22 protein-coding genes are annotated in these 24,583 nt (G+C 70.9%); 7 read left to right on the top strand and 15 right to left on the bottom strand.

The annotated features are described in order from the left end of the window. Window positions 1-3 precede the first annotated feature (3 nt). From I6J71_RS10650 to I6J71_RS10640, 3 genes are all read left to right on the top strand, one after another. Window positions 4-546 carry a phosphoribosyltransferase family protein gene (locus I6J71_RS10650; RefSeq protein WP_239154629.1) on the top strand — a complete coding sequence of 181 codons (543 nt, stop codon included), beginning with the start codon at window positions 4-6 and terminating at the stop codon, window positions 544-546. A 186-nt stretch (window positions 547-732) separates the two neighbouring features. After that, on the top strand, window positions 733-1,734 hold the full coding sequence (locus I6J71_RS10645) for an ornithine cyclodeaminase family protein (RefSeq protein ID WP_204094569.1): 1,002 nt from the start codon (window positions 733-735) through the stop codon (window positions 1,732-1,734). 40 nt (window positions 1,735-1,774) lie between these two features. Beyond that, window positions 1,775-3,130, top strand: a complete 1,356-nt coding sequence (locus I6J71_RS10640; RefSeq protein ID WP_204094568.1) for an MFS transporter — start codon at window positions 1,775-1,777, stop codon at window positions 3,128-3,130. A gap of 221 nt (window positions 3,131-3,351) precedes the next feature. On the opposite strand, the gene I6J71_RS10635 is transcribed toward I6J71_RS10640, so the two are convergent. Beyond that, a complete protein-coding gene (locus tag I6J71_RS10635; protein WP_204094567.1) occupies window positions 3,352-4,200 on the bottom strand; it encodes a helix-turn-helix domain-containing protein in 849 nt (282 codons plus the stop codon). 100 nt (window positions 4,201-4,300) lie between these two features. On the opposite strand from I6J71_RS10635, the gene I6J71_RS10630 reads away from it, so the two are divergent. Then, window positions 4,301-5,062, top strand: coding sequence for an SDR family oxidoreductase (locus tag I6J71_RS10630; protein WP_204094566.1), 762 nt, complete (start codon window positions 4,301-4,303; stop codon window positions 5,060-5,062). 40 nt (window positions 5,063-5,102) lie between these two features. Here I6J71_RS10630 and I6J71_RS10625 read toward each other — a convergent pair whose 3' ends face one another. The 4 genes from I6J71_RS10625 to I6J71_RS10610 form a co-directional block, all read right to left on the bottom strand. Next, the gene (locus I6J71_RS10625) at window positions 5,103-5,696 is read right to left on the bottom strand and encodes a TetR/AcrR family transcriptional regulator (protein ID WP_204094565.1); all 594 of its coding nucleotides are present in this window, start codon (window positions 5,694-5,696) and stop codon (window positions 5,103-5,105) included. Window positions 5,697-5,747: 51 nt separating this feature from the next. Next, a complete protein-coding gene (locus I6J71_RS10620; RefSeq protein ID WP_204094564.1) occupies window positions 5,748-6,290 on the bottom strand; it encodes an acetoacetate decarboxylase in 543 nt (180 codons plus the stop codon). After that, window positions 6,223-6,390 carry an acetoacetate decarboxylase family protein gene (locus I6J71_RS50490; protein WP_370542110.1) on the bottom strand — a complete coding sequence of 56 codons (168 nt, stop codon included), beginning with the start codon at window positions 6,388-6,390 and terminating at the stop codon, window positions 6,223-6,225. The genes I6J71_RS10620 and I6J71_RS50490 overlap by 68 nt, the downstream gene beginning before the upstream one ends. A gap of 327 nt (window positions 6,391-6,717) precedes the next feature. Next, window positions 6,718-8,172 (bottom strand): amidohydrolase, encoded by a 1,455-nt coding sequence (locus I6J71_RS10610; RefSeq protein ID WP_204094563.1) that lies wholly within the window; start codon window positions 8,170-8,172, stop codon window positions 6,718-6,720. Between the two features lie 398 nt (window positions 8,173-8,570). Between I6J71_RS10610 and I6J71_RS10605 the strand changes: the two genes are divergently transcribed. Next, on the top strand, window positions 8,571-11,786 hold the full coding sequence (locus tag I6J71_RS10605; protein WP_204094562.1) for a S8 family serine peptidase: 3,216 nt from the start codon (window positions 8,571-8,573) through the stop codon (window positions 11,784-11,786). Here the strand turns inward: I6J71_RS10605 and I6J71_RS10600 are convergent. The 3 genes from I6J71_RS10600 to I6J71_RS10590 form a co-directional block, all read right to left on the bottom strand. Continuing rightward, complete coding sequence (locus I6J71_RS10600; RefSeq protein ID WP_204094561.1) at window positions 11,783-12,325, bottom strand: aquaporin; 543 nt, start codon at window positions 12,323-12,325, stop codon at window positions 11,783-11,785. The genes I6J71_RS10605 and I6J71_RS10600 overlap by 4 nt on opposite strands. An 85-nt stretch (window positions 12,326-12,410) precedes the next feature. Further along, window positions 12,411-12,716 carry a hypothetical protein gene (locus tag I6J71_RS10595; protein WP_204094560.1) on the bottom strand — a complete coding sequence of 102 codons (306 nt, stop codon included), beginning with the start codon at window positions 12,714-12,716 and terminating at the stop codon, window positions 12,411-12,413. Between the two features lie 35 nt (window positions 12,717-12,751). Then, window positions 12,752-13,915, bottom strand: a complete 1,164-nt coding sequence (locus I6J71_RS10590; RefSeq protein WP_204094559.1) for an ROK family transcriptional regulator — start codon at window positions 13,913-13,915, stop codon at window positions 12,752-12,754. A 99-nt stretch (window positions 13,916-14,014) separates the two neighbouring features. On the opposite strand from I6J71_RS10590, the gene xylA reads away from it, so the two are divergent. Next, window positions 14,015-15,163 (top strand): xylose isomerase, encoded by a 1,149-nt coding sequence (gene xylA, locus I6J71_RS10585; RefSeq protein ID WP_204096972.1) that lies wholly within the window; start codon window positions 14,015-14,017, stop codon window positions 15,161-15,163. A gap of 241 nt (window positions 15,164-15,404) precedes the next feature. Continuing rightward, the gene (locus I6J71_RS10580) at window positions 15,405-16,001 is read left to right on the top strand and encodes a hypothetical protein (RefSeq protein WP_204094558.1); all 597 of its coding nucleotides are present in this window, start codon (window positions 15,405-15,407) and stop codon (window positions 15,999-16,001) included. A gap of 45 nt (window positions 16,002-16,046) precedes the next feature. Here I6J71_RS10580 and I6J71_RS10575 read toward each other — a convergent pair whose 3' ends face one another. The 7 genes from I6J71_RS10575 to I6J71_RS10545 form a co-directional block, all read right to left on the bottom strand. Continuing rightward, complete coding sequence (locus I6J71_RS10575; protein ID WP_204094557.1) at window positions 16,047-17,258, bottom strand: cytochrome P450; 1,212 nt, start codon at window positions 17,256-17,258, stop codon at window positions 16,047-16,049. Window positions 17,259-17,379: 121 nt separating this feature from the next. Next, entirely contained in the window at window positions 17,380-18,387 is a 1,008-nt protein-coding gene (locus I6J71_RS10570; RefSeq protein ID WP_204094556.1) for a sugar phosphate isomerase/epimerase, read from the bottom strand. A 20-nt stretch (window positions 18,388-18,407) separates the two neighbouring features. Then, window positions 18,408-19,574: a Gfo/Idh/MocA family protein gene (locus tag I6J71_RS10565; RefSeq protein ID WP_204094555.1), complete on the bottom strand. Its 1,167-nt coding sequence runs from the start codon at window positions 19,572-19,574 to the stop codon at window positions 18,408-18,410. Window positions 19,575-19,587: 13 nt separating this feature from the next. After that, the gene (locus I6J71_RS10560) at window positions 19,588-20,616 is read right to left on the bottom strand and encodes a substrate-binding domain-containing protein (RefSeq protein WP_204094554.1); all 1,029 of its coding nucleotides are present in this window, start codon (window positions 20,614-20,616) and stop codon (window positions 19,588-19,590) included. After that, on the bottom strand, window positions 20,613-21,623 hold the full coding sequence (locus I6J71_RS10555) for an ABC transporter permease (protein ID WP_204094553.1): 1,011 nt from the start codon (window positions 21,621-21,623) through the stop codon (window positions 20,613-20,615). Before I6J71_RS10555 ends, I6J71_RS10560 begins: the two co-directional genes overlap by 4 nt. Further along, entirely contained in the window at window positions 21,620-23,128 is a 1,509-nt protein-coding gene (locus I6J71_RS10550; protein WP_204094552.1) for a sugar ABC transporter ATP-binding protein, read from the bottom strand. Before I6J71_RS10550 ends, I6J71_RS10555 begins: the two co-directional genes overlap by 4 nt. Continuing rightward, window positions 23,125-24,390 carry an ROK family transcriptional regulator gene (locus I6J71_RS10545; RefSeq protein ID WP_239154627.1) on the bottom strand — a complete coding sequence of 422 codons (1,266 nt, stop codon included), beginning with the start codon at window positions 24,388-24,390 and terminating at the stop codon, window positions 23,125-23,127. Before I6J71_RS10545 ends, I6J71_RS10550 begins: the two co-directional genes overlap by 4 nt. Between the last annotated feature and the right edge of the window lie 193 nt (window positions 24,391-24,583).

Genomic DNA, 24,583 nt, shown 5'->3' with positions numbered 1-24,583 from the left:
GACATGACCACCGTGGCGGCCCGGATCCGTGAGGCCACTGTCGTGCTGGGGGATCGGAGCGACGACGCCCGCTACCCCGACCCGGCGGCGTGGTGGCGCGTGCCCGGACTGCTGCACGAACTCGGCCCCGCGCTCGCGGACTTGTTCGCCGGCGCCGAGCCGACCGTGGTGCTCGGGCCCGAATCGCGTGGCTGCCTGCTCGGGCCGCTGGTCGCGCTGGCGCTGGGCGTCGGGTTCGTCGAGGTGCGCAAGAACCGCGGGCCGGTGTTCGACTCCGACGCGTGGCGCACCCGCACCTCTGCACCAGACTACCGCGACCGGCACCTGACGCTGGGGTTCCGCCGCCGGCTCGTCGGCTCGGGCGACCGCGTGCTGCTCGTCGACGACTGGATCGAGACGGGCGGACAGGCGCGGTGCGTGCAGGACCTCGTGGCGGACGCGGAAGCGACGTGGCTGGGCGTCGCGGTGATCGTGGACGGCTTGCGCCGCAACGAAGAACGCCGGCGGCTCACGGTGCGGTCGCTGGTCAACGTCCGGGAGCTCTGAGGCGCCGAGCCGGCCTGAGCGCTTCCCGAGCGGACCGGTTCGGCGACCGCCGCGGAGCGGCCGGCGCAGCGAGATCAAGTCTGGGATCCCAGACGTAATCCCGCGCACCTGTCTTTTCCGGCTTGTGCCCGCAGGGGAGAGTCTGCACTCATTCGCGGCGCCGGCCGCGGCAGCGACGGAGGACAGATGGATCCCCTCTACTTCACCTTCCTCAACGGCAAGGACATCGACGACCTGGCGCTCTCGAGCGCCGAGATCGTCGACGCCGTCGAAGCGGGACTCAGGGCGCAGGGCGACGGGGAGACGGTGATCGAACCGCGCGTCCACCTCGAGCCCGGCGAGCAGTTCAACGGCCACTTCAACGTCCTGCGCGGCTACGTCGGTCCGCTGAACCTGGCCGGGGTCAAGGTGGTCGGCGACTTCGTCGAGAACTACCGCACGGGCCTGCCGTCGGAGATGGCGTTGCTGAACTTGTTCGACCCCGCAACCGGAACTCCCGTGGCCATTCTCGACGCGACCGCGATCACCGAGATGCGGACCGGTGCCGTCACCGCGCTCGGCGCCCGTTACCTGGCCCGCAAGGACGCCAAGGTGCTCGCGAACATCGGCGCGCGCGGGACCTCGTACTGGAACGTGCGCCTGATCGCGGAGACGTTCGACCTCGAGCAGATCCGCGTGCACTCGCGGCGCCCGGAAAGCCGCACCGCGTTCGCCGAACGGCTGCGGCGCGACATCGACGTCGACGTGGTCGTCACCGACGACTGGGAGTCCTGCGTGCGTGACGCGGACATCGTTGTCGAGGCGTCACGCCTGCCGCAGCCCCGCCCGCTGCTCAGGACCGAGTGGATCAAGCCAGGTGCCCTCGTGGTCCCCTACGGGACGATGAGCGCGGTCGAGCTCTCCCTCACGGGCATCATGGACAAGATCGTGGTCGACGACTGGGGCCAGTGCCGCACAGGCAAATTCGGGTCGCTGCGCGAACACATCAACCGCGGGCTGCTCACCGAGGAAACCCTGCACGGCGAGTTGTGCGAGCTCGTCGTCGGGAACAAACCGAGCCGCGAGCACGATTCGGAGACGAACTTGTTCTGGCACCGCGGACTGTCCCTTTCGGACATCGCGCTGGGCCACGCGCTGCTGCACCGCGCCGCCGAACGCGGCGTCGGGACCCGTTTGCGCTTCGCCTAGCCACAGCCACCGAGGGGGTCCTGCGCGTCGAGGAGTGAACATGTTCGGAAACAGCGGACGACCGGCGACGGCCGGCGCCGTGCACACCGTTCGGAACCCGTTGGGAGGGGTGGACACCGCGGCGATCCGGCGCCGCGGCTGGACGGTCACGGCGCTGCTGCTGGCTTTCATGGTCGTGAACTACGCGGACAAGGCAGCGGTCGGCCTCGCGGGGGTCGACATCAAGACGGACCTCGGGCTGACCAACGAGCAGTTCGGCTTGGTGCAGAGCAGCTTCTACTGGCTGTTCGCCGTCGGGGCCATCGTCTTCACGGGCGTGTCGGACAAGATCGGCGCCCGCTGGCTGGTCGGCGGGCTGGGTGCACTGTGGTGCCTGAGCATGATCCCACTGGTCGGCTCGACCGGTTTCACCGTCCTCATCGCCTCCCGTGTCGTGCTGGGCCTCGCGGAAGGCCCGGCATCGGCCGTCGCCGCCCACGTGGTGCACACGTGGTTCACCCCCAGGCGCCGAGCCCTGCCCAGCTCGCTGATCTTCACCGGGGTGGCGATCGGCCCGCTGCTCGCCGCGCCGATCTTGACCTGGGTGATCACGACGTTCGACTGGCACCACGCCTTTCTGGTGCTGGTCGTGGCCGGAGCACTCGTCGTCGCCGCGTGGCTCGTCGCGGGCAAGTCGGGGCCGGTGTCGAGCGCGACCACCCGCGAACGCGACACCGCCACCGGTGCGGTGCTGCCGGACCGGATCGGCTGGTCGCAGCTGCTTCGACGGCCGACGCTCTGGGGCATCGCCCTTCTGCTGTTCTGCGGGTACTGGAGCGTGTCGCTCAAAGTGACCTGGCTGCCGCTGTACCTTCGCGAAGGTATCGGCTACTCCCCGGACGAAGCGGGCTGGCTGGTGACACTCCCTTACGCCTCGGGTGCCGTCCTCTCCGTGCTCTGTGGCTGGCTGTCGGGGCGGATGACGGCCCGCGGGATCAGCTGCACGCTCACGCGGGGTGTGGTGCCCAGTGTGGCGTTCTGCGCCACGGGCGTGGCGATGATCGGCTTCACCGTGGTGCCCCGCGGGGTCGGCCAGATGATCCTGATCACCCTGGCGTTCTCCCTGACAACGGCGGTGTGGGGCGTCGCCATGGCCGGACTCTCCGACGTGGTCCCCGGCCGGCAGCGCGGGACCGTGCTGGGCGCCGTGGTCGCGGCCCACAGCCTTGGCGGCGTGATCGCCCCCGTCGTGCTCGGCAGCTTCGTCGACTCCGGCGTCACCCTCGCGGCGGGCTACGGACGAGGGTTCCTGGCCGCCGGTGTCGTCATCGTCGTCGGCTCCGCGATCGCGGGCTTCCTGATCAGGCCGGACCGGGATTCCCACATCGTCGCCCGGGCGGCCGCCGCAGCCGGGTAGGTCCGGCTGAACCCGGCCGCCTCTGGCCAGGGCGCTCCATGCCGCGAAAGGGCTCGGAATCCGGAACCGGCCGATGGCGGATGCCGCAGTCAATCGGCATCCGCCATCGGCTCCGCCCGCGGGCTGAGGCAGTGGTCGTTTGCGCCGGTCGAACGCGCGTTGCGCTCCACGCACGAAACCGGATGCCTTGCCAGGCGCCACAACTGTCGTTTCGGGGAGCTCTAACGCGCCGCGGCGGGAAACCGCTCGGCGCCGAGAACCCCGAGGAGTTCGATCTTCTGCGCCGCCTCGCTGCGGGGCGCCGCGGTGAGCACCAGTAGCGCCTGCGATTGGTCTTCGGTGAACAGCGCCTGGCAGTCGACCTCGATCTCGCCCAGCTGGGGATGGACGAGGGTCTTGTGGTCTTCGAAGCGGCGCGCCACCTCGTGCAGCTCCCACAGCTCCGCGAACTCCGCGCTCTCCTTCTTCAGCGCGCGCACGAGTTCGCCGGCGCGGGAGTGCGGGCCCATCGAGCCGTACGCGGCGCGCAGGCCCGCGACCTGGGCGCGGCTCTGCCGATCGCGGTCCTCCTCGGGGTAGACGAGGCGTTCGGCGGGGTCGGTGAACCAGCGGTAGGTCTCGCTGCGGGCCAGCCCTGTCAGGTGCGAGCGGTCGCCGTACAGCGCGAGCGCGAGGTGGTTCTGCACGAGGATCTCGCCGAGGCTGGAGAGGATCAGCGCGGGCGTGTCGTCGAGCCGGTCGAGCACGCGCAGCAACGCGGGCGACACGTGCGTGGCGGCCGCGGCCGGCGAGGGCGCGTTGCGGCCGGAGATCTGGAAGAGGTAGTCGCGCTCGCCATCGGTGAGGCGCAGCGCGCGGGCGAGCGCGGCGAGCATCTGCTCGCTCGGCTGCGGACCGCGTTGCTGTTCCAGGCGCGTGTAGTAATCCGTGGACATCGCGGCGAGCGACGCGACCTCCTCGCGCCGCAGCCCCCGCGCGCGCCGCCGCGGGCCCGCGGGCAGCCCGACGTCCTCGGGGTGCAGCTCCTCCCTGCGGCGGCGCAGGAACTCCGCCAAAGCCAGTCGGTCCATGACGCCAGTATCCGGGTGCCGCGAGGCGCGAACCAGGGATCGCCGATCCCCCGATGAGCGGTCTCTGCACGTCACGGTGCCGGGGCGCGAAGGTCGGGGCATGGACATCACCGGAAACACCATCTTCATCCCCGGCTCCACCAGCGGCATCGGCCTGGCCCTCGCGCTCGCGCTGAAGGCGCGCGGCAACACCGTGATCATCGGCGGCCGGCGCACCGAGCTGCTGCGCTCCCTCGCCGCGGCGCACCCGGGGCTGGGCACCGTGCGGATCGACACCACCGACCCGGCGAGCATCGATGCCGCGGCCAAGGAGGTGCTCGCCGACTACCCCGAGCTCAACGTGCTGGTCACCATGTCCGGCATCATGCGGGTCGAGAACTGGCGGGACCCGTCGTTCCTGCCCACCGCCGAGGCGACCATGACGACCAACGTGCTCGGTCCGATCCGCCTCATCGCCGCCTTCGTCGAGCACCTGCAGACCCGTCCCGCCGCGACGATCATGACGGTTTCCTCGGGCCTCGCGTTCACGCCGCTGCGGGTCACGCCCAGCTACAACGCGTCGAAAGCCGCCATCCACATGCTCAGCGAATCCCTGCGGCTGCAGCTCGCGGACACGACCGTGGGCGTGGTGGAGCTCGAACCGCCGTCGGTGCAGACGGACCTCATGCCGGGCCAGGCCGACAACGACCACGCCCAGCCGCTGGACGAGTACATCACCGAAGTCATGCACCTGCTGGAAACCCAGCCGGACGCCCGCGAGATCCAAGTGGAACGCGTGAAGTTCCTGCGCTACGGCGAAGCCCGCGGCGACTACGACCAGGTCGTGGCCGCGCTCAACGCGGAAGATCCGCACGGGCACTGAGTTTCCGGGCTGAACCACGGATCGTCGGCCGGCCCGTGGTTCAGCCCGCCGGGATCGACTCCGGATCGGTGCTGTGCGCCCGCAGGAGGCCCAGCGCTCCCTGGACCGCTCGATCGAACGGCTCGCACGACTGCTCGGCCCGCGCCAGCACGTACCCGCCCTGCAGGACGGCCGACAGGGTCGCGGCCAAATCGGACGGGCGCAGCTCCGCAGCCAGCTCGCCGTCACGCTGCGCTTGCTCGATCACCCCGGCCAGCAGCACGCGGACCTGGTCCAGCGCGTCGCGGACCGGCTGCCGGAGCTCTTCCCGCTCGATGATCTCGGGGTCTCCCGCCAGCCGCCCCACGGCACAGCCGCGCAGCACCTCCCGATCGAGCAGGAGGTATCCCGCGATCCGCTCGAGAGCGGTTCCCGGTCCCTTCAGCACCGCCTCGGACTGCTCCTTCATGATCTCGGCGCTGCGCTGCTCGGCGGCCAGCACCAGATCCGGCTTGCCCTGGAAGTGGTGGTACATGCTGCCCTGGCCGACCCCGGAGCGGCGCAGGATCGCGGTCGGGCTGGTGCCCAGATAACCGCGGTCCCACAACAGCTCTCGAGTACCTTCGATCAGCCGCTCTCGTGCACTCGCATCCATGCCCACCACCATACATACCGGTATGTATGGCGGCCATCGAGCTCGAGTACGTCAGCCCGCGAGGTAGTCGTGGAGCACGGCGCCGGGCAGGAGTTCCATGCCGTAGACCGTGTGGCTCGAGCCGACGATCTCGTGTACCGGCAGGTCGGCCAGCGGCGCGAGCGCGTGCGGGTACAGATCGAGAGCAGTCGGCCCGGACCAAGCACTCTTGACGGTGATGCCCGAGTACTGCAGGCGGACGAGTTCAAGGATGCGCGGTGATCCGTCGATGTCGGGAACGATCTTCAGCGCGGCGCCCGGTGTGGCCAGTGCCTTGCGGGCTTCCTCGACACCGCCTTCCTCGTAGCGGTAGCCCATGGTCGCGCGGGCCACGAGCACGTCGTCGAAGTGCAGCGTGCCGGTCAGGGTCGCGTTGTTCACGTCGAGGCCGATCCGACCGTACTTCTTCGGCAGCCCCCAGATTTCGCCTCCCTGCAGGATCGCCGGAACGGTGTCGCAGAACATGATCGGGCGGAAGCCGACCGGTTCACCCTGGTAGCTCGCGGAGATCGTCTGGGCCAGTTCGGCGTACTTGCCCAGGCCGGAGATCTCCATGGTCAGGGAACGTCAGCGTCACGATCGGGTCGAGCACTTCGAGCGGCTCCGGAACGAGCCGGCGCGCCTTGTCGAGGTCCGTCCGGTAGCTGACCGACAACGATTCTCGATCGATGATCTGCAGCGGGAGCTTCGCCCCGTAGGACGGCGATCCGAACGGGATGGCTTACGCGTTCTTCCGCACTTCCTCAGCGGCCAGAAGAAAAGCCGGCATGGTCGATGCCCTTCAGGTGTCTCCGTGTTGTCTCGTCGCGCGCGCCGCGAGCTGCCGCGGGATCGCGGCTTTCCCAGAAACTACATACATGTATGTATGGTGGTCAAGACAGGTCGACGGACCGCCTGGCGCGGGTGAGCACGGCCACAGGAGACCGGATGATCGGTTCAGCGTTGCGCAGGGCGGCTTTCGAGGCGCACCTGACGCGCGCCGTCACGCCAGGTGCGTCGGCTTCCCCGCGAGGATCGTCGCGCTGATGGGCATGTCCCGGAGTTCCGCCGGAGACAACCGTGACGGGTCGGCCGCCGTGATCATCAGGTCCGCGACGTCGCCGATCGCGATGCCGTGGCGGCCGCCCGAGGCGGCGGCCAACGCGGCCGCCAACGGGATCGACTGTTCGGGGTGCCAGGCGGGCCGGTCGTCGTCCGTACGTCCGACGGCGGCGGCGATGCCGTCCCACGGGTCCAGCGGCGCGACGGGCGCGTCGGAACCGATTTCGAGGCGGGCGCCGGAATCCAGCAGCGCGCGGTAGGGGTAGGCGCGGTCCGTGCGGCCGTACCAGTGGCGGTCGGCGACGTCGCGGTCGTCGGGCTGGTGGGCGGGCTGGACACTCGCCACCAAGCCCAACGCGGCGAAGCGCGCGACGTCGTCGAGCGCGAGCAACTGCGCGTGCTCGATGCGGCCCGCGCAGCCCAGCTCGGAGAACGCGTCGAGGGCGATGGTGTTGGCCTTGTCGCCGATGGCGTGCACGGCCGGCACCAGACCGTGCTCCGACGCACGGCGCATGAGTGATACCAGCTCGCCCGGCGGCAACTCCAACAGCCCCAGGGAATCCGACTCCGGGTAGGGGTCGTGGCAGTAGGCGGTGCGGGTGTTGAGGGAACCGTCCACGAACAACTTGAACGGCCCCACGGTCAGCAAGCCGTCGCCGGCCGGGAGGACGTCGCCGGTGCGGTGGCCGCGGTCGATCGCGAGCTCCAGCAACGGCCGGGAGATCACGCACGAAACGCGCGTGGCCGGGGAAACCGAGGCCACGCGACGGGTCCAGTCCGCCACGGTGTCGGCGTATTCGTAGTCCACGATGCCCGTCACCCCACGGGAAGCCGCCGCCGACAACGCGTCCGCGACCCACCGGTCCGCCACGTCCGGCGGCGCGGACGGCAGCGCGGCCGTCGCGGTCATGCAGTCGTTCTCCAGCAGCACCCCTGTCGGGTGGTCGCGGCCGATCAGCTTCAGCGCGGCCGGGCTCAGCCACAGCGTGTGCAGGTCCGCGCTGAACAACGCGACCGCCCGCCCTGGCAACGCGCGCTGCAGCATCTCCTTGTGCGGCTCGTCCGGCCACAACCCGTCGCGAAAACCGGCGCCCACCACAAGGTCACCACCGGGAGCGGACAACAACCGCTGCAGCAGCAGCTCCACCGCCTCGGCGGCCGAACGCGCGTCGCCGAGCGGGATGCGGCGGCGGAACGCGGCCCACTGGACCACGTGCACGTGGGCGTCGACCAGACCCGGCAGCAGCGTGCCGCCGTGGCCGTCGAGCACGCGCGCGGCGAAGCCCGACCCGGCGCCCGGTTCCTCGATGGCGGCCACGCGACCGTCGTTCACACGCACGTCGGCCAGCGCGCCGTCGAGCCCGACCCGCACCCGGCGGAGGAGGAGATCGTCCATCCGCTCAGCCTGCCAGGCCGGTGCGGGGGAAGGGAATCTTCACCGGACGGGTGAGTCAGGTGCAAAACGCGGGAATGCGGGGTACTCCCCTGGTGTTGCAATAACAAGGCAACCGTCGCCCGCCGAAGGGTCAGGGCCGGCTCAGGAGCGCCGCCTTCACAAGCCGCGCAGGGTTCGACTCCCTCGGTTGCCACGTGGCGACGCCTGCGTGCTGTCCGGAACGCGGCCGTTACTGATCCGACCAAAAGTAGGCGGACCCCGGGCAAGACGTCACCGTTGCTACGTATGCCGTATGGCCGTGACTGTGGTCGGATCAGTAACGAACGGCACAGTAGTCCGTTCGTCCCACGCCGAATTGCGGTATTGATGCGGTTCATCCCGGGCTGTGTACTGCTCCGATGACACAGCAGAGATCACGCTGGAGACGGCGGGCCGGGATCACCTTCCTCGCCACTGCCCTCGGCGTCGCCCCTGTCGGGGTGCCTGCTGCGCTCGCCGCGCAGCCCTCCTCAAGCCCCGCCCCGAGCGAGAAGACGCTCGACGGCCACGACCGCGCGCTCGTCGCGGAAGCCCAGCGCTCCGGCAAGCGCGCCGTGACGCTGCTCGTCGCCGCCGAACGCGGCCGCGCGAACTCCGCCGTGAACGACCTCAAGGCCCTCGGCGGCGTGGTCGAATCCACGGACGCGAAGCTGGACTACGTCAAGGTCTCCGTCCCCGTCGCGAACGCTGAGAAGGCCGCGAAGCTCACCTCGGTGAAGGCGGTCGACGTCGACGGCCTCATCCACCGCGACGACCCGAAGCCCGAAGGTGCGGCCGACCCGATCCCGCAGCAAGCTCCGGGCAAGAACACCCCGCGCGTGAACCCGTACCTGCCCACCGGCGACACGTACGCCGCGCAGTTCGGCCAGACCTTCGGCGGCTGGGACGGCAAGGGCACCACCGTCGCCGTCCTCGACTCCGGGGTGGACCTCGACACCCCCGCGCTGGCCACGACCAGCCACGGCGAACGCAAGATCGTCGACTGGTACAACGCCAACGCCACCAACTCCGGCGACGGCACGTGGGTGCCGTTGTCGGCGCAGACGTACGCCGGCGCGTTCACCGCGAACAGCCGCACCTGGACCGCGCCCGCGACCGGCGGCCCGTACACGTTCGGCCAGTTCAAGGAAACCGCGGGCGACCTCGGCGGCGCCGGCAGCGAAACCGGCGGCGACCTCAACCGCGACGGCGACCGCGCCGACTCGTGGGGCGTGCTGCTCGACACCGCCACCAAGCAGGTGCGCGTGGACCTCAACGGCAACGGCGACTTCACCGACGAGAAGCCGATGTCCGACTACGCCAAGAACTTCGACGTCGGCTACTTCGGCACCGACGACCCGGCCACCGACCGTGCCGAGCGGATGGCGTTCGTGGTCCAGACCGACAAGCCGGGCTTCGTGAACATCGGCCTCGCCGGCGCCGAGCACGGTTCGCACGTCGCGGGCATCGCCGCGGGCAACGACCTGTTCGGCGGCAAGATGGACGGCGCCGCGCCCGGCGCGAAGCTCATGGCGGTGAAGGTCTGCCTGACCACCGACTCGTGCACCGCGAGCGGCCTGGTCGACGGCGTGGTCTACGCCGCGAGCCACGGCGCCGACGTCATCAACATCTCCATCGGCGGCCTGCCGGCACTCAACGACGGCAACAATGCGCGCGCGGAGCTCTACAACCGCACCATCGCCGAGTACAACGTGCAGATCTTCATCTCCGCGGGCAACTCCGGCGCGGGCGCGAACTCGGTCGGCGACCCGTCGGTGGCCACGGACGCGATCAGCGTCGGCTCGTACATCACCCGCGAGACGTGGCTGTCGAACTACGGCTCCAAGGTGACCGCGGCCGTGGCGCTGCACCCGTTCTCCTCGCGCGGTCCGCGGGAGGACGGCGGGTTCAAGCCGGACATCATCGCGCCGGGCGCGGCGATCTCCACCGTGCCGCGGTGGGAAGCGCCGGGTCCGGTCGCGGGCACGTACTCGCTGCCCGCGGGCTACGCGATGCTGCAGGGCACGTCGATGGCTTCGCCCGAAGCGACGGGCGCCGCAGCGCTGCTGGTGAGCGCCTACAAGGCGACCCACCACGGCCGGCGCCCGCCGGTGGCCGCGCTGCGCTCGGCGATCAAGTCCACGGCGCGGTTCGTGCCGGGGATCGGCGCGTACGAGCAGGGCGCGGGGCTGTTCAACGTGCCTGCCGCGTGGGTCGCGCTGTCGCTCAACCCCAAGCCCGACACGCTGACCACCTCGGTCGACGTGCACACGGTGCAGGCGAACCTGCTGAAGCCGAAGCCCGGTGCCGGTGTGGGCATCCACGACCGCGAAGGCGTGACCGTCGGACAGGCCTACACCCGCACGTACACGATCACACGCACCACGGGTTCGTCGCACCCGGTCGTGTACTTCGCGCGGTGGGTGGGCAACGACGGGACGTTCTCGTCGGGCTCGCTGCTGTCACTGCCGCTGAACAAGCCGGTTTCCTTCCAGGTCAAGGTGAACCCGAAGCAGGCCGGCGTGCACTCCGCCCTGCTGGACCTGGACAACCCGCTGACGATCGGCGTCGACCTGCAGACCATGAACACGGTCTTCGCGCCGGCGGAGTTCGCGGCGTCGGGCACGTTCGAAGCGTCGGGCACGGTGGCGCGCAACCAGTCCGTGAGCTACTTCCTGCGCGTGCCGCAGGGCGCGAGCTCGCTGCAGGTGGACCTGACCGGCGGCGGTGACCCCGGCAAGGGCCAGGTGCGGTTCCTGCGCTACGACCCGACCGGCGTGCCCGTCGACAGCAACACCTCCACCAACTGCTACAACCCCGACGCGGGCGCCGGCTGCACCGGCGGCACGCCGACGAGCCGCACGCTCAGCAACCCGCTGCCGGGCGTCTGGGAGATCACGGTGGAGGCGCGGCGGACGTCCGATGTGGACGTCGCTCCGTTCAAGCTGACGGCTTCGGCGCTGGGCACGGCGATCTCGCCGAACCCCGACGACCTCGCGTCGGCTCCGCTGGGCACCGGCGTGGCGCGCACGTACACGGTCAAGAACACGCTGAAGGCGTTCACCGGGCACGTGGTCGGCGGCCCGTTCGGCAGCGCGGCCATCACCCGGCCGTCGATCAAGCAGGACGAATCGGCCCAGACGCAGATCGTCGTGCCGGCCGGTTCGTCGTCGTTGACGGTGACGATCGGCAACCCGGCCGACGCCGGCGCCGACCTGGACCTCACCGTCTACAACTGCACGAGCGGTTCGTGCGTGCAGGCGGGCCAGAGCGCCGATGGTGACTCCGAAGAGTCGGTGACGCTGCAGAACCCCGCGGCCGGCAACTGGCTCGCGGTCGTGGACGGGTACTCCGTGCCCGCCGGGACCACCGCGTACGACTACCTGGACGCGTTCGTGAACCCGGCTTTCGGCGCGGTCGCGGTGACGGACCCGGTGGCCGCGCACGCGTCCGGTTCGACGTGGACGGTGCCGGGGGTCGTCACGGCTTCGCAGGCTCCGGGCGCGGGCCGCGTGCTGCGCGGCCTGCTGTCCGTGGTGGACGACGCGGGCAAGACCGTCGGCAGCGGCACGGTGCTGGTGCGGGCGGTGAGCTAGCGGTTTTCCCTCTGCGGGCCGGGTTCCTGTCCGGGGAACCCGGCCCGCTTCGTCACTGCCGGCCGCCGAGCGCGCCCTGTGCCGCGCGTCCCGCTGCGCCCGCCGCCCGAGCCGTGCAGGATGTACGCGATCCCCACGGCCAGCGCGGCGCCGGCGAGAGGGCCGGCGAGGTAGTCCCACCACGCCTCCAATCGGCGAGGACCAGCGCGGGTCCGAGTGGCACCCGCGGGGTTCATCGACGCTCCGCTGACCGGCGCACCCCACAACCCGGCGAGGACGATGTAACTGCCGACGGTGATCGCGGCGAGCGGGCCGACCTGCTGGGCGCCCGAGGCGCTGCCGAGGATGACGCTCACGAGTCCCGTGGTGAGCACGAGTTCCCAGACCATCGCCGTGACCGTCGAAATGCCGGAGCCGGGCAGGGTGAGTCCCCCGTCGCCCTGCTTGCCGAGCAGCGCCCACTGCAACAGAGTGGCGAGCGCCGCGCCGACGAACTGGGCGACGATGTAGGGCGGGCACGCGCCTCCACGGGAAGTCACCGCGCGCGGCGAACGCGAGGCTGACCGGCGGGTTGAGGTGGAGCGCCCGAAACCGTGCCCATGAACAGGATGATGGCGGCCACCATCAGCGCCGGGGCCACGACCCGCGCGCGCCCGCAGGGACCGCATCGCCACCGAACTTGGCGTTCACCACCCCGCCGTCCACGGCGACGAGCACCAGGAAGAAAGTTCCCAGCACCTCCGAGAACAGGCGGCGGCCCTCGTAGCGGTCGTTCCAGAAGTCGAACTGGCCCACCACTGAGTTGGGCTGCCCCATGGAGCGGAGGGCGACGTCGGCGTGCCGCGCCACCTGGTGCCGGCGGGCAGGGTCCGTTCGCTCGGGTTGCCGGTCATGGCGCACCTCGTTTCCCGGCGCGGTGAACCTCGCCATGGTGGCGGCGGTGCCGCGGCGTCACCGCACCCGGATCAGGTGGCTTCGGCGCGGCTCAGGAACGGGCCGGGGTCGGCGATGACGTGGTGGATCGTGCGGCCTGCCGCACCGAGCGTGGCCGCGTCACCGCCCACAGTGGACGGTGCCAGCACCGGAACGGAACCACGCAGCCGGCCCAGGCGTGCGGCGAGCACGGCTTCGGCGGCGGGCGCGAGCCACGGGCAGAGCGGGGCGAAGACGCCGCCGAGCACGACGTGGTCGAGGTCGAGCAGGTTGATCGCGGAGGCGAGCGCGAGGCCGAGTGCCTGACCGGCGGCAGAGGTGGCTTTCGTCGCCGTGGGGTCGGCGTTGTCGAGTGCGGTGAGCAGGGCGGCGACGGTCGGCACGCCGGCGGCTTCGAGCAACGCTTCCTGACCGGCGTAGGTTTCGAGGCAGCCGGTTGCGCCGCAGCGGCACGGCGGGCCCGCCTGGGAGACGACGACGTGCCCGAGTTCGCCGGCCAGCCCGCGGGCGCCGCGGAACAGCGCGGAGCCGACGACGAGCCCGGCGCCGATGCCGACTTCGCCGGAGACGAAGAGGAAGTTCTCGGGGCCGTCGCCGAACCAGAGTTCGCCGAGGGCGCCGAGGTTGGCCTCGTTGTCCAAGGCGACGGGGACGGGCAGGCGCAGCAGGTCGGCGGCGCGGACGTCTCGCCAGCCGAGGTTGGGGGCGCTGAAGACCACGCCGTCGCCGACCGGGCCCGAGACGGCGAGGACGGCGCCGGCGACGGTGAGTTTCTCCCGCGCGGCTTCCCCGAGCGCGAGCTGGGCGAGTTGTTGAAGCTCCCCCAGCACTTCCGCCGGTTCGGAGGCGCGGTTGTCGCGTTCGCGGCGTTCGGCGAAGCGGACGGTGCTGGTGAGGTCGAGCAGGCAGACGGCCAGGTAGTCGACGTTCACCTCCAGGCCCAGCGACGCCACGCGGCCGCCGGACAGGGCCACCTCGACGCCGGGGCGGCCGCGTTCCCCGGCGCGCGCGGGACCCGTCTCGGCGAGGAAACCGGCGTCGAGGAGGTCGCCGACGAGTTTGGACACCGTGGACTTGGTGAGGCCGGTGAGCTCAGCGAGCGCGGCGCGGGTCAGCGGGCCCTGCCGGGCGACCTCGCCGAGCACCAGCTCGAGGTTGCGCGCGCGCATCGAATCGTGCCGCACCGCCTGCGTCATCCCTCGCCTCCTCCGCGCACTGTACCGGCGGCCCTTGACGGGCGGGGCCACCGCGGCGCATATTTAGTCTACAATGTGAACTAAATGAAGGGGACCGCCATGAACGACTTCGCGCCCACTCCGGCCGACAAGTTCTCGTTCGGCCTGTGGACCGTGGGCTGGCCGGCCGCCGACCCGTTCGGGGTGGCGACGCGGCCGCCGCTCGACCCGGTGGAAAGCGTCCACCGCCTGGCGGAGCTGGGGGCGTACGGCGTGACGTTCCACGACGACGACCTCCTCGCCACGGAGCCCGACCGCGACGCGGCGATCAAGAAGTTCAAGGCGGCGCTCGAGGCCACCGGTCTGAAGGTGCCGATGGCGACCACGAACCTGTTCACGCACCCCGTGTTCAAGGACGGCGCGCTCACCAGCAACGACCGCGACGTCCGCCGCTACGCGCTCACGAAGGTGCGGCGCAACCTCGACCTGGCCGTGGAGCTGGGCGCCCGGACCTACGTGCTGTGGGGCGGCCGCGAAGGCGCCGAGTCCGACGCGGCGAAGGACGTGCGCGCGGCGCTGGACCGGTACAAGGAGGGCCTGGACCTCCTGGCCGACTACGCCGTGGCCCAGGGTTACGACATCCGCTTCGCGCTGGAGCCCAAGCCCAACGAGCCCCGCGGCGACATCCTGCTGCCGACGATCGGCCACGCGCTCGGCTTCATCTCGCGGCTCGAGCGGGCGGAACTGTTCGGACTGAACCCCGAGGTCGGCCACGAGCAGATGGCCGGCCTGAACTTCGTGCACGGGATTTCCCAGGCGCTGTGGCAGGGCAAGCTCTTCCACATCGACCTCAACGGCCAGCACGGGCCCAAGTACGACCAGGACCTGATCTTCGGGCACGGAGACCTCAAGAGCGCTTTCTTCCTCGTCGACCTGCTCGAAACCGGCGGCTACGAGGGCCCGCGGCACTTCGACTACAAGCCGATGCGCACCGAGGACCCCGCCGACGTCTGGGTTTCCGCGGCGGCCAACATGCGGATGTACCTGATCCTCAAGGCGAAGGCGGCGGCGTTCCGCGCGGACCCGGAGGTGGCCGCGGCGCTGGAGGCTTCGCGGGTGCCGGAGCTGTCCGTGCCGACCGTGGCGCCCGGGGAGACGCTCGACGATCTGGCCGCGGAGGAGTTCGACGTGGAGGCGGCCGGGAAGCGGGGGTACCACTTCACGCGGCTGAACCAGCTGGCGTTGGAGCACCTGCTCGGGACCCGGTGACTCTTCGGCGACCGTTGGGACACCAGGACCTTTGATTGTTTCTCGAAGTGGTCGCCGGTCGATGGGCCGTAGGTCGGGTCGGCCGGGTGGAGCGTGGCGGGGCAGGTGATGCAAGTCGTGTCGCGCCGGTGAGGTGGTCGCCGGCCGGCTGGGTGGGGTTGGGAGTTCGCTGGTCGCGTGGTGGTCCGGGCCACTATGTTGATGTCCGCCAACGCGGTCCCCGCCACTGAGGAGCCCCACCATGACCGACGGTCCGCAGCAGAGCCCGGATGTGCCGGACTCCCCCGCTGAGCCGGGAGTTTCCGTGCCGCCGATGCCCGAGGGACCGGTGCTGCGCTACACGCCCGGGCAGCAGAGCGCCACTGAGGCCGGGCGGTTGAGCGGTGGAGCGCAGCAGGCGTGGACCACGCCCGGCGTCGCGACGCCGCAGCCCGTCGGGGTCGGCGGGGTGCCGCAGCAGCCCGGGACCGGGGCCGGTGGGGCGCAGCGGCAGTGGGCGGCGCAGCCAGGGGTCCCGCAGCAGCCGTGGGCGGGGCAACCGGGGATGCCGCACGCAGGGCCCGAGAAGAGCGTGGCGCCGGCGGTGCTGGCGTTCGCGCTCGGGATCGTCGCGCTGGTGGTGCCGTTCCTGCCGGTCGCGATGGACGACGCGCGGGTCGGCGTGTTGGACCTGCGGTCGTGGATCGCCTTGCCGTTCGCGGTGCCGGGACTGGCGCTCGGGGTCGTCGCGTGCCTCGGGCGGCGGCGGATGAAGGCGCTGGCCGTGATCGGCATCGTGTTCGCCGCGCTTGCGGTAGTGGTCGCGCTGATCATGATCGCCAACCGCGTGGCCCACTAGGCACCCCGGTGGTCGCCTCGACCCCCATCGAGGCGACCACCGGGACTACCAGGTGATCGGCAGCTCGTGGACGCCGTAGATGTTCATGTCGGTCCGCAGGGGTACTTCGGCGGCCGGCACGGCCAGCTTCAGGTCCGGGAAGCGGCGCAGCAGCCCGGCGAAGCCCGCACGCATTTCGATGCGGGCCAGCTGCTGGCCGAGGCACTGGTGGATGCCGTGGCCGAACGCCATCTGGCCGCGGGCCTTGCGGTGGATGTCGAGCGTGTCGGGGTTCTCGAAGCGCTGCGGGTCGCGGTTGGCGGCCAGCAGGGAGACGACAACGGTCGAACCCTCCGTGATGAGTTCACCACCGAGCTCGATGTCCTCGGTGGCGTAGCGGTAGTTGATGTCGACCACGGACAGGTAGCGCATCAGCTCCTCGACGGCGTCGGGCAGCAGTTCCAGGTCGGCGCGCAGCTCGGCCAGCTGCTCGGGGTGCTCCAAGAGCGCGAACGTGCCCAGCGCCAGCATGTTGGCGGTGGTCTCGTGGCCGGCGAGCAGCAGGAGGAACGCGGCACCGGTCAGTTCCTCGATGGTGAGGTCCTCGTGGCGGGCCAGGTCGGACAGGATGTCGTCGCCGGGCTCGGCGCGCTTGCGCGTGACCAGCTCGCCGAGGTAACCCATCAGGGCGCCCAGCGCCCCCATCTTCTCCTCCAGCGACTGGTCCTTGACCAGGAACTGCTGCGAGTTGGCCTGGAAGTCCGCGCGGTCCTCGTAGGGGACGCCGAGCAGCTCGCAGATCACCAGCGACGGCACCGGCAGCGCGAACTCCTTGACCAGGTCGACCGGCGGGGTGAGCTTCGCCAGCTCGTCCAGCTGCCGCTCGGCGATCTCGATGATCTGCTCCTCGAGCACCTTCATCCGCTTGACCGTGAACGCGCCGGTGAGCTTGCGCCGCAGCCGCGTGTGGTCCGGCGGGTCCATGGCGATGAACACCCCCGGCATCTGCGGCGACGGCTCGGTCTGCACGGGCATGCCGGGCGTCTCGAACGGCACGTGGATGACGCCGAGGTCCTGGCGCGAGCTGAACCGGGTGTCGGCCATCAGCCGGCGCACCGCGTCGTAGCCGGTGACCAGCCAGCCCTCGTGCCCGTCGGGGAACGCCAGCGGGCTGACCGGCCGGACCGCACGCAGCGCCGTGATCTCACGCGGCGGGTCGAACGGACCCGCGTTGCGCTCCATGGGCAGACCCTGCGGGACGGGAACCGTCTGAGTCATCGATTTTCCTCTCGTGGTGGTTTCTGCAACCACCCTCCCCGGCATCCCTGACACCCGGCTGACACGGCTCTGACACCCCGGCCGCCCCCCTCGGCGACCGGGGTGCCCGCGCAGGTCAGACCTACTCCGCCTGCGACGAGAACGCCGCGTCGAACGCAGCCGCCGGTGGGGTGAAGTTCAGTTTCCGCACGAACTCCAGCGCTTCGGGCGCCCCGGTCAGTCGGTCCATGCCGGCGTCCTCCCATTCGATCGAGATGGGGCCGTCGTAGGCGATGGCGTTGAGCATGCGGAAGACGTCTTCCCACGGGACGTGGCCGTGGCCCGTCGACACGAAGTCCCAGCCGCGGCGGGGGTCGGCCCACGGGAGGTGGGAGCCGAGGCGGCCGTTGCGGCCGTTGAGCTGCTTGCGGGCCTCCTTGCAGTCCACGTGGTAGATGCGGTCCTTGAAGTCCCACAGGAAACCGACGGGGTCGAGGTCCTGCCAGACGAAGTGCGACGGGTCGAAGTTGAGCCCGAACGCCGGGCGGTGGCCGATCGCCTCGAGCGCTCGCACGGTGGTCCAGTAGTCGTACGCGATCTCGCTCGGGTGGACCTCGTGGGCGAAGCGCACGCCGACCTCGTCGAACACGTCGAGGATCGGGTTCCAGCGGGCGGCGAAGTCCTCGTAGCCGCGCTCGATCATCGACGGCGGCACAGGCGGGAACATCGCCACGGTGTGCCAGATGGACGATCCGGTGAACCCGACCACAGTGGACACCCCCAGCGCGGCGGCGGCTCGCGCGGTGTCCTTCAGCTCCGCGGCGGCGCGCTGCCGCACGCCCTCGGGCGAGCCGTCACCCCAGATGCGGGCGGGGAGGATGGCCTCGTGGCGCTCGTCGATGGGGTGGTCGCACACGGCCTGGCCCACCAGGTGGTTGGAAATGGCCCACACGCGCAGGTCGTACTTCGCAAGTGTGTCCAGTTTGGACCGGACGTAGCCCTCGTCCGAAAGCGCTTTGTCGACTTCGAAGTGGTCGCCCCAGCAGGCGATCTCCAGGCCGTCGTACCCCCAGCCGCTCGCCAGCCGGCAGACCTCCTCGAACGGCAGGTCGGCCCACTGTCCGGTGAACAGGGTCAGCGGTCGTGCCATCACACAGCTCCTCACGAGAGTCAGCGAACAGGGGTCCAGACACTGGCGGCGGCCGCGCTGCGCTCCACCGCGTCGAGCACTCGCTGCACCTGCAGCCCGTCGGCGAACGACGGCGCCGGGTCGCTGCCCTCCCCCAGCGCGACGAGGAAATCGCGGATCTCGTGCGTGAAGGAGTGCTCGTAGCCGAGCCCGTGCCCCGGCGGCCACCACGCGCCGACGTACGGGTGGCCGGGTTCCGTGACCAGGATCCGGCGGAACCCGGCGAGTTCGGGATCCGCCGTGTGGTCGTGGAAGTGCAGTTCGTTCATGGCCTCGAAGTCGAACGCGAGGCTGCCCGCGGACCCGTTCAGCTCGATCCGCATCGAGTTCTTGCGCCCGGACGCGAACCGCGTCGCCTCGAAACTGCCGATCGCCCCGCAGTCGAAGCGCGCGGTGAACAGCGCGGCGTCGTCCACCGTCACCTCACCCCGCGCCGAACCCGACGACGCCACCAGCCCCGACGACGACACCACCAGCGGCCGCTCCTTGACAAATGTCTCGGTCAGCGCGCTCACGCCCGTGATCCGCGCGCCGGTCAGAAACTGCGCGAGGTCCACGATGTGCGCGCCGATGTCGCCGAGCGCCCCGGACCCGGCCTTGTCCTTCTGCAGCCGCCACACCAGCGGGAACGCCGGGTCGACGATCCAGTCCTGCAGGTACTGCGCCCGCACGTGCCGGAGCTCCCCCAGCCGGCCGCCGGCCACCAGTGAGCGGGCGAACGCGAGCGCCGGCACCCGCCGGTAGTTGAACGCGACCATCGACCGCACGCCGCGCGCGGCGGCCGCCGAAGCGGCCGCAGCCATCGCCTCCGCCTCGGCGACGGTGTTGGCCAGAGGTTTCTCGCACAGCACGTGTTTGCCCGCCTCGAGCGCGGCCAGCGCGATCTCCGCGTGCGTGTCGCCCGGCGTGCAGATGTCCAGCAGCTCCACGTCCTCGTCGTCCACGACCCGCTTCCAGTCGGTCTCGAACGCCGCCCAGCCCAGTTTCGCGGCGGCGGCCTCCGCGGCCGCGGCGTCGCGCCCGCACAGCACCGCCATCCGCGGAGTCAGCGGTACGGCGAAGGCGTGGTGCACGGTCCGCCACGCCTGGGAGTGGGCCGCGCCCATGAAGGCGTAGCCCACCATGCCGACGCCGATCTGCCCAGCCATGCAGGAGTTCCCTTCACTCGAACGAAACGGGGAGGTACTTGTCCACGTTCTCCTTCGTCACGACCGCCGAGAACGTGGTCACCGAAGCCGGGATCTCCTGCTCCGCGAGATCCGTGAGCCCCTTCGACTGCCCGAGCAGCCGGGCCAGCCGCACGGCCGACGCGGCCATCGTCGGCGGGTAGAGGACCGTGGCCTTCAGCACCGAGTCGTCGGCTTTGATCTGCTCCATCGCGGCCTTCGAGCCCGCGCCGCCGACCATCAGGAAGTCGGTCCGGCCGGCCTGCCGCACGGCCTGCAGCGCACCGACGCCCTGGTCGTCGTCGTGGTTCCAGATCGCGTTGAACTGCGGGTGCGCCTGCAGCAACTCCGCCATCCGCGCCTGCCCGGTCGGCACGGTGAACTCGGCGGCCGCGCGGCCGGCCTTGCGGATCCCCGGGTAGTTGGCCAGCGCGTCGTCGAAGCCCTGCGTGCGCTGGCGGGTCAGTTCGAGCGTGTCGATGCCGGCGAGCTCGAGCACGGTGCCCTGCCCGTTCAGGCGCCGGCCGATGTAGTTGCCCGCGTTCACGCCCATCCGGTAGTTGTCGCCGCCCACCCACGTGCGGTAGGCCTGCGGCGAGTCGAAGATCCGGTCGAGGTTGATCACCGGGATACCCGCGTCCATCGCCTTGCGCCCGGCGGGTGTGAGCTGCTTGCCGTCGGCGGGCAGCACCACGAGCACGTCGACCTTGCGGTTGATCAGCGCGTCGATCTGCGCCGACTGCGTGGCCGCGTCGTTCGACCCCTCGGCGACGACGAGTTCCACGTCGGGGTGCCGCTGCGCTTCGGCCCGGGCGTTGACCGTGATCGCGTTGAGCCAGCCGTGGTCGGCCTGTGGCCCGGCGAAGCCGACGGTGACCTTCTTGCCCGGGGCGTCCTGAGCACCCGCCGGCGCGTTCTGCGCGGCCGGTGGTGCCTCCTCATTGCTCGTGCACGCGGCGAGCGCCCCCACGCCCGCGAGGGTGGCCCCGGTCAGGAACGCGCGGCGGCGGATGTCAGTGTTCATCGGGAGTTCCTCTCACTCGAATAGAGGGAAGCCCGCCGCTGCACGAGCACGGCGAGGACGATGATCACGCCCTTGGCCAGCTGCTGCACGGCCGTGGGCAGGTTGTTCAGGGTGAACAGCACGCTGATCGTGGTGAACACCAGCACGCCCAGCACGGATCCGACGAGCGTGCCGCGCCCGCCCGAGAGCAGGGTGCCGCCGATGATCACCGCGGCGATGGCGTCGAGCTCGTAGAGGTTGCCGTTGCCCGAAGTCCCGCTGGAGGTGAGGATGATCAGCATCACGCTGGCGATGCCGCAGCACAGTCCTGAAAGGACGTACAGCAGGCAGGTGTGCAGCTTCACGTTGAGACCCGCCAGCCGGGCCGCCTCGAGGTTGCCGCCGATCGCGTAGGTGCGGCGGCCGAACGTGGTGCGGTTGAGCACGAGCCAGCCCAGCACCGCCACCGCCGCGAAGATCAGCACCAGCGGCGGGATGCCGAGCACGTAGCTGTCCTGGTAACCGAGGTCGACGAGCGCCTGGTTGCGCGTGGTCACCGTCTGCGTGCGGCCCTGCGAGAGCTGGATCGCCAGGCCGCGCGCCGACGCGAGCATCGCCAGCGTGCCGATGAACGCGACCAGGCGCCCGTACGCGATGAGCAGCCCGCTCACGAGCCCACAGCCGACGCCCACGGCCACGGCGGTGAACACGATGCCGCCGATGCCGAACGACTGCGTGGACCGCGTCGTGGCCCACACCGTCGCGAGCGCCACCACCGCGCCGACCGACAGGTCTATGCCGCCGCCGATGATCACGAACGTCATGCCGACCGTGATCACGCCGATCACCGACGCCTGCGTGAGCACCAGCACGAGCGTGCCGGTGGTGAGGAACTGCCCGGGCTGGGTCAGCGCGCCGATGAGCACCAGCACCACGAGCACCCCGACCAGGCCGAGGTTGCGCGCTTCCCGCAGCCGCACCGAGAACCGGCGCGGGGAATCGGTGGCCACCGCCTGTTCAGCGTTCATTCCGCACGCTCCTGCTCCTCGAGGATGAGATCGAGCACGGCCGGTTCGTCCAGGTCGCGGGCCAGCGCTTCGGTGAGCACGCGGCCCTCCCGCAGCACGAGCACCCGGTCGGCCAGCCCCAGCACTTCCGGCAGCTCGCTGGACACCAGCACGATCGCGACGCCGGAGTCGGCGAGCTCACGGATCACGCGGTACAGCTCGGCGCGGGCGCCGACGTCGACCCCGCGCGTCGGCTCGTCGAGCAGCAGCACGCGGCAGCCCTTGAGCAGCCAGCGCGCGAGCACGGCCTTCTGCTGGTTGCCGCCCGAGAGCTTGCCGGCGGGCCGGCGGATGTCCGGCGGACGCAGGTCGAGCGCCTGCGTGTGCCGGCGGACGGCCGTGGCTTCGGCCCTCGCGTTGAACCAGCCGAACCGCGCGTAGCGCCGCAGCGAGGCGAGGGAAACATTGCGCGCCACGGATTCCTGCAGCAGCAGGGCTTGGCTCTTGCGTTCTTCGGGGGCGAGCCCGAGACCGCTGCGGACGGCGGCGGTCACGCCGCCGCGCAACGGTTTCCCGGCCAGCTTCACGTGCCCGGTGGTCGGTTTCCGGGCGCCGTAGACGGTTTCGAGGACCTCCGACCGGCCCGAGCCCACGAGCCCGGCCAGGCCGACGATCTCGCCTTCGCGCACGGAGAACGACACCCCGGCGAACGAGCCGGCCACGCCCAGGTCCTCGACCTCGAGCAGCACCGGCCGGCCGGCGAACGCGTCCTCGGCCGGGCGCGGCGGGAACAGGTACTCCACGCGGCGGCCGGTCATCAGCGACACCAGCTCCGTGGTCGGCGTGGTGCGTGCGGGCAGGCCGGTGGCGACGGTGTGGCCGTCCTTGAGGACTGTGACGCGGTCGCCGATCTCGCGGATCTCCTCCAGCCGGTGGGAGATGTAGACGACGGCGACGCCGCGCTCGGTCAGGCCGCGGATCACGCGGAACAGGTTCGCCACCTCGTCGGTGGCCAGCACGGCCGACGGCTCGTCGAGCACGATCAAGCGCGCGTCGAGCGACAGCGCCCGCGCGAGGCTCACGATCTGCTTGCCCGCGGCCGACAGCGTGCCGACCTCCCGCTCCACGCGGATCTCCCGGTGCCCCAGGCGCTCGAGCAACGCGCGGGCTTCGGCGCGCATCGTCGCGCGCCGCACCCACCCGGCGCTCGCCTGCTCGTGACCGAGGAAGATGTTCTCCGCCACGGAAAGCCCGTCGACCAGGTCGAGCTCCTGGTACAGCGTCGCGATGCCGCACTTGATGGCGGCGGTCGGGTTCGGCAGCTCGACGGGTTCACCCGCCACGCGGATCTCCCCCGCGTCGGGCCGGTGGGCGCCGGCGAGCACTTTGATCAAAGTGGACTTGCCCGCCCCGTTCTGGCCGAGCAGGCAGTGGACTTCGCCCGCTTCCACGTGCAGTTCGACGTCGTCGAGCGCGCGGACCCCGGGGAACCCCTTGCCGATCCCGGACATTTCCAGCAGCGTCATCCGCTGTCCCTCTCCCCCGCTCCGGCGGCCACGAGTGCCGGGTCGTCGAACACCGCCTCCAGCGCCACGTGCGCGCCCCCGCGAGACGCGGCCGAGAACCCGAGCCACGACAGCTCCACGCGGCAGCCGCCGATGTCCGGCGCCACCACGCGGGCTTTGAGCTCGGCCATCATCGGGCCCAGCAGATACGGGCCGAGCTGCGCGAAGTACCCGCCCAGCAGCACCACGCGCGGGTTGAAGACGTTCACGAGCACCGCCGCGCCGACGCCGAGCCCAGTACCGACTTCGGCGAGCGCGTCGAGCGTGCGGCGGTCCTTCAGCTCGGCGCGCCGGCGCAGCATGTCGAGGCGCTGTTCGAGGTCCAGCGACGGGTCGTGCACCGGATCGCTGGGCGCCGCGGCGAGCCGCAGCATCCCGGCGAGGCCCACGATCGTCTCCCAGCACCCGCGGCGCCCGCAGCCGCAGCGGCGGCCGTTCGGGTCGAGCTGGATGTGCCCGATCTCGCCGGAAAAGCCTTCCGCGCCACCCAGAAGGCGGCCGCCGGAGATCACGCCGCCGCCCACGCCGATCTCACCGGTGAGGTACACGAGGTCCGCGGTGCCCGCGACGCTGCCCATCGCGTATTCGCCGAGCGCGCCGAGGTTCGCGTCGTTGGCCATGCGGACCGGGAAGGCGAGGCGCCCGAGCCGCTGCGTGAGCCGTTCGGTCAGCCCCTCCACCACCGGCTCGTTGGTCCAGTGCAGGTTCGGCGCGAACGCGACGGTGCCGGCGGTGACGTCGACCAGCGCCGGGATCGCGAGGGTGAGCCCCACGGGCGCAACCATGAGCCGGCGGCACTCCCTGAGCGCGCGGGCGGCCAGTTCGGCTGTGGCGTCGAGGACCTTCGCCGGAGTAAGCGCTTGCACGTCGAGCGCCACGCGCTGTTCGAAGAGGACGGTTCCGGTGAGGTCCAGCGCCAGCGCGGTGAGGTAGTCGACGTTGATCTCGACCCCGACGCCACCCACCCCGCGCCCGTCGAGCTCCACGATCGTGCCCGGCCGCCCGACAGCCCCCGCGCGTTCCCGCTCCCCCTCGCGCGCCAGCCCCCGCTCCACCAGCTCCGCGACGAGGCTCGACACCGTGGCCTTGTTCAGCCCCGTCTCGGCCGCGATCCCCGCCCGCGACCGCGGCCCAGCGTCCCGCAGGTGCCGCAGCACCAAAGCGAGGTTGCTGCGCCGCACCCCGGCCTGGTCCGCCGGGCCGACGCGTCTCAGTGGGTCCACGCTGACACCGCCCAGTTCGTCTGGTGGGCCAACAAATTAGGTCAGGCCGAACGAAGGGGTCAACGATGGAGGGATGGTAACGATCCCGGCAAAAGCCCCCAATTTCCATGGTGACCTGGGGGAATGCTGCGTCGGCTCGACTTCCGCGGTCCTACGGATGGAGCACGGGTTCGGTTCGCGGATGTCCGAACCA

Source organism: Amycolatopsis sp. FDAARGOS 1241, assembly GCF_016889705.1.
Classification (GTDB): domain Bacteria; phylum Actinomycetota; class Actinomycetes; order Mycobacteriales; family Pseudonocardiaceae; genus Amycolatopsis.
Note: the sequence above shows the minus strand (reverse complement) of the source record. Positions and strands in the feature narration are given on the sequence as shown.

Excerpts from the sequence above, each read along its gene's own strand:
- I6J71_RS10640 (WP_204094568.1), top strand. The coding sequence starts at position 1,775 with ATGTTCGGAAACAGCGGACGACCGGCGACGGCCGGCGCCGTGCACACC.
- I6J71_RS10635 (WP_204094567.1), bottom strand. The coding sequence starts at position 4,200 with ATGGACCGACTGGCTTTGGCGGAGTTCCTGCGCCGCCGCAGGGAGGAG.
- I6J71_RS10555 (WP_204094553.1), bottom strand. The coding sequence starts at position 21,623 with ATGAACGCTGAACAGGCGGTGGCCACCGATTCCCCGCGCCGGTTCTCG.
- I6J71_RS10590 (WP_204094559.1), bottom strand. The coding sequence starts at position 13,915 with ATGACGCAGGCGGTGCGGCACGATTCGATGCGCGCGCGCAACCTCGAG.
- I6J71_RS10570 (WP_204094556.1), bottom strand. The coding sequence starts at position 18,387 with ATGGCACGACCGCTGACCCTGTTCACCGGACAGTGGGCCGACCTGCCG.
- I6J71_RS10625 (WP_204094565.1), bottom strand. The coding sequence starts at position 5,696 with ATGGATGCGAGTGCACGAGAGCGGCTGATCGAAGGTACTCGAGAGCTG.
- I6J71_RS10580 (WP_204094558.1), top strand. The coding sequence starts at position 15,405 with ATGACCGACGGTCCGCAGCAGAGCCCGGATGTGCCGGACTCCCCCGCT.
- I6J71_RS10595 (WP_204094560.1), bottom strand. The coding sequence starts at position 12,716 with ATGGCGAGGTTCACCGCGCCGGGAAACGAGGTGCGCCATGACCGGCAA.
- I6J71_RS10620 (WP_204094564.1), bottom strand. The coding sequence starts at position 6,290 with ATGGAGATCTCCGGCCTGGGCAAGTACGCCGAACTGGCCCAGACGATC.
- I6J71_RS10645 (WP_204094569.1), top strand. The coding sequence starts at position 733 with ATGGATCCCCTCTACTTCACCTTCCTCAACGGCAAGGACATCGACGAC.
- I6J71_RS10575 (WP_204094557.1), bottom strand. The coding sequence starts at position 17,258 with ATGACTCAGACGGTTCCCGTCCCGCAGGGTCTGCCCATGGAGCGCAAC.
- xylA (WP_204096972.1), top strand. The coding sequence starts at position 14,015 with ATGAACGACTTCGCGCCCACTCCGGCCGACAAGTTCTCGTTCGGCCTG.
- I6J71_RS10610 (WP_204094563.1), bottom strand. The coding sequence starts at position 8,172 with ATGGACGATCTCCTCCTCCGCCGGGTGCGGGTCGGGCTCGACGGCGCG.
- I6J71_RS10560 (WP_204094554.1), bottom strand. The coding sequence starts at position 20,616 with ATGAACACTGACATCCGCCGCCGCGCGTTCCTGACCGGGGCCACCCTC.
- I6J71_RS10550 (WP_204094552.1), bottom strand. The coding sequence starts at position 23,128 with ATGACGCTGCTGGAAATGTCCGGGATCGGCAAGGGGTTCCCCGGGGTC.
- I6J71_RS10630 (WP_204094566.1), top strand. The coding sequence starts at position 4,301 with ATGGACATCACCGGAAACACCATCTTCATCCCCGGCTCCACCAGCGGC.
- I6J71_RS10605 (WP_204094562.1), top strand. The coding sequence starts at position 8,571 with ATGACACAGCAGAGATCACGCTGGAGACGGCGGGCCGGGATCACCTTC.
- I6J71_RS10565 (WP_204094555.1), bottom strand. The coding sequence starts at position 19,574 with ATGGCTGGGCAGATCGGCGTCGGCATGGTGGGCTACGCCTTCATGGGC.
- I6J71_RS10650 (WP_239154629.1), top strand. The coding sequence starts at position 4 with ATGACCACCGTGGCGGCCCGGATCCGTGAGGCCACTGTCGTGCTGGGG.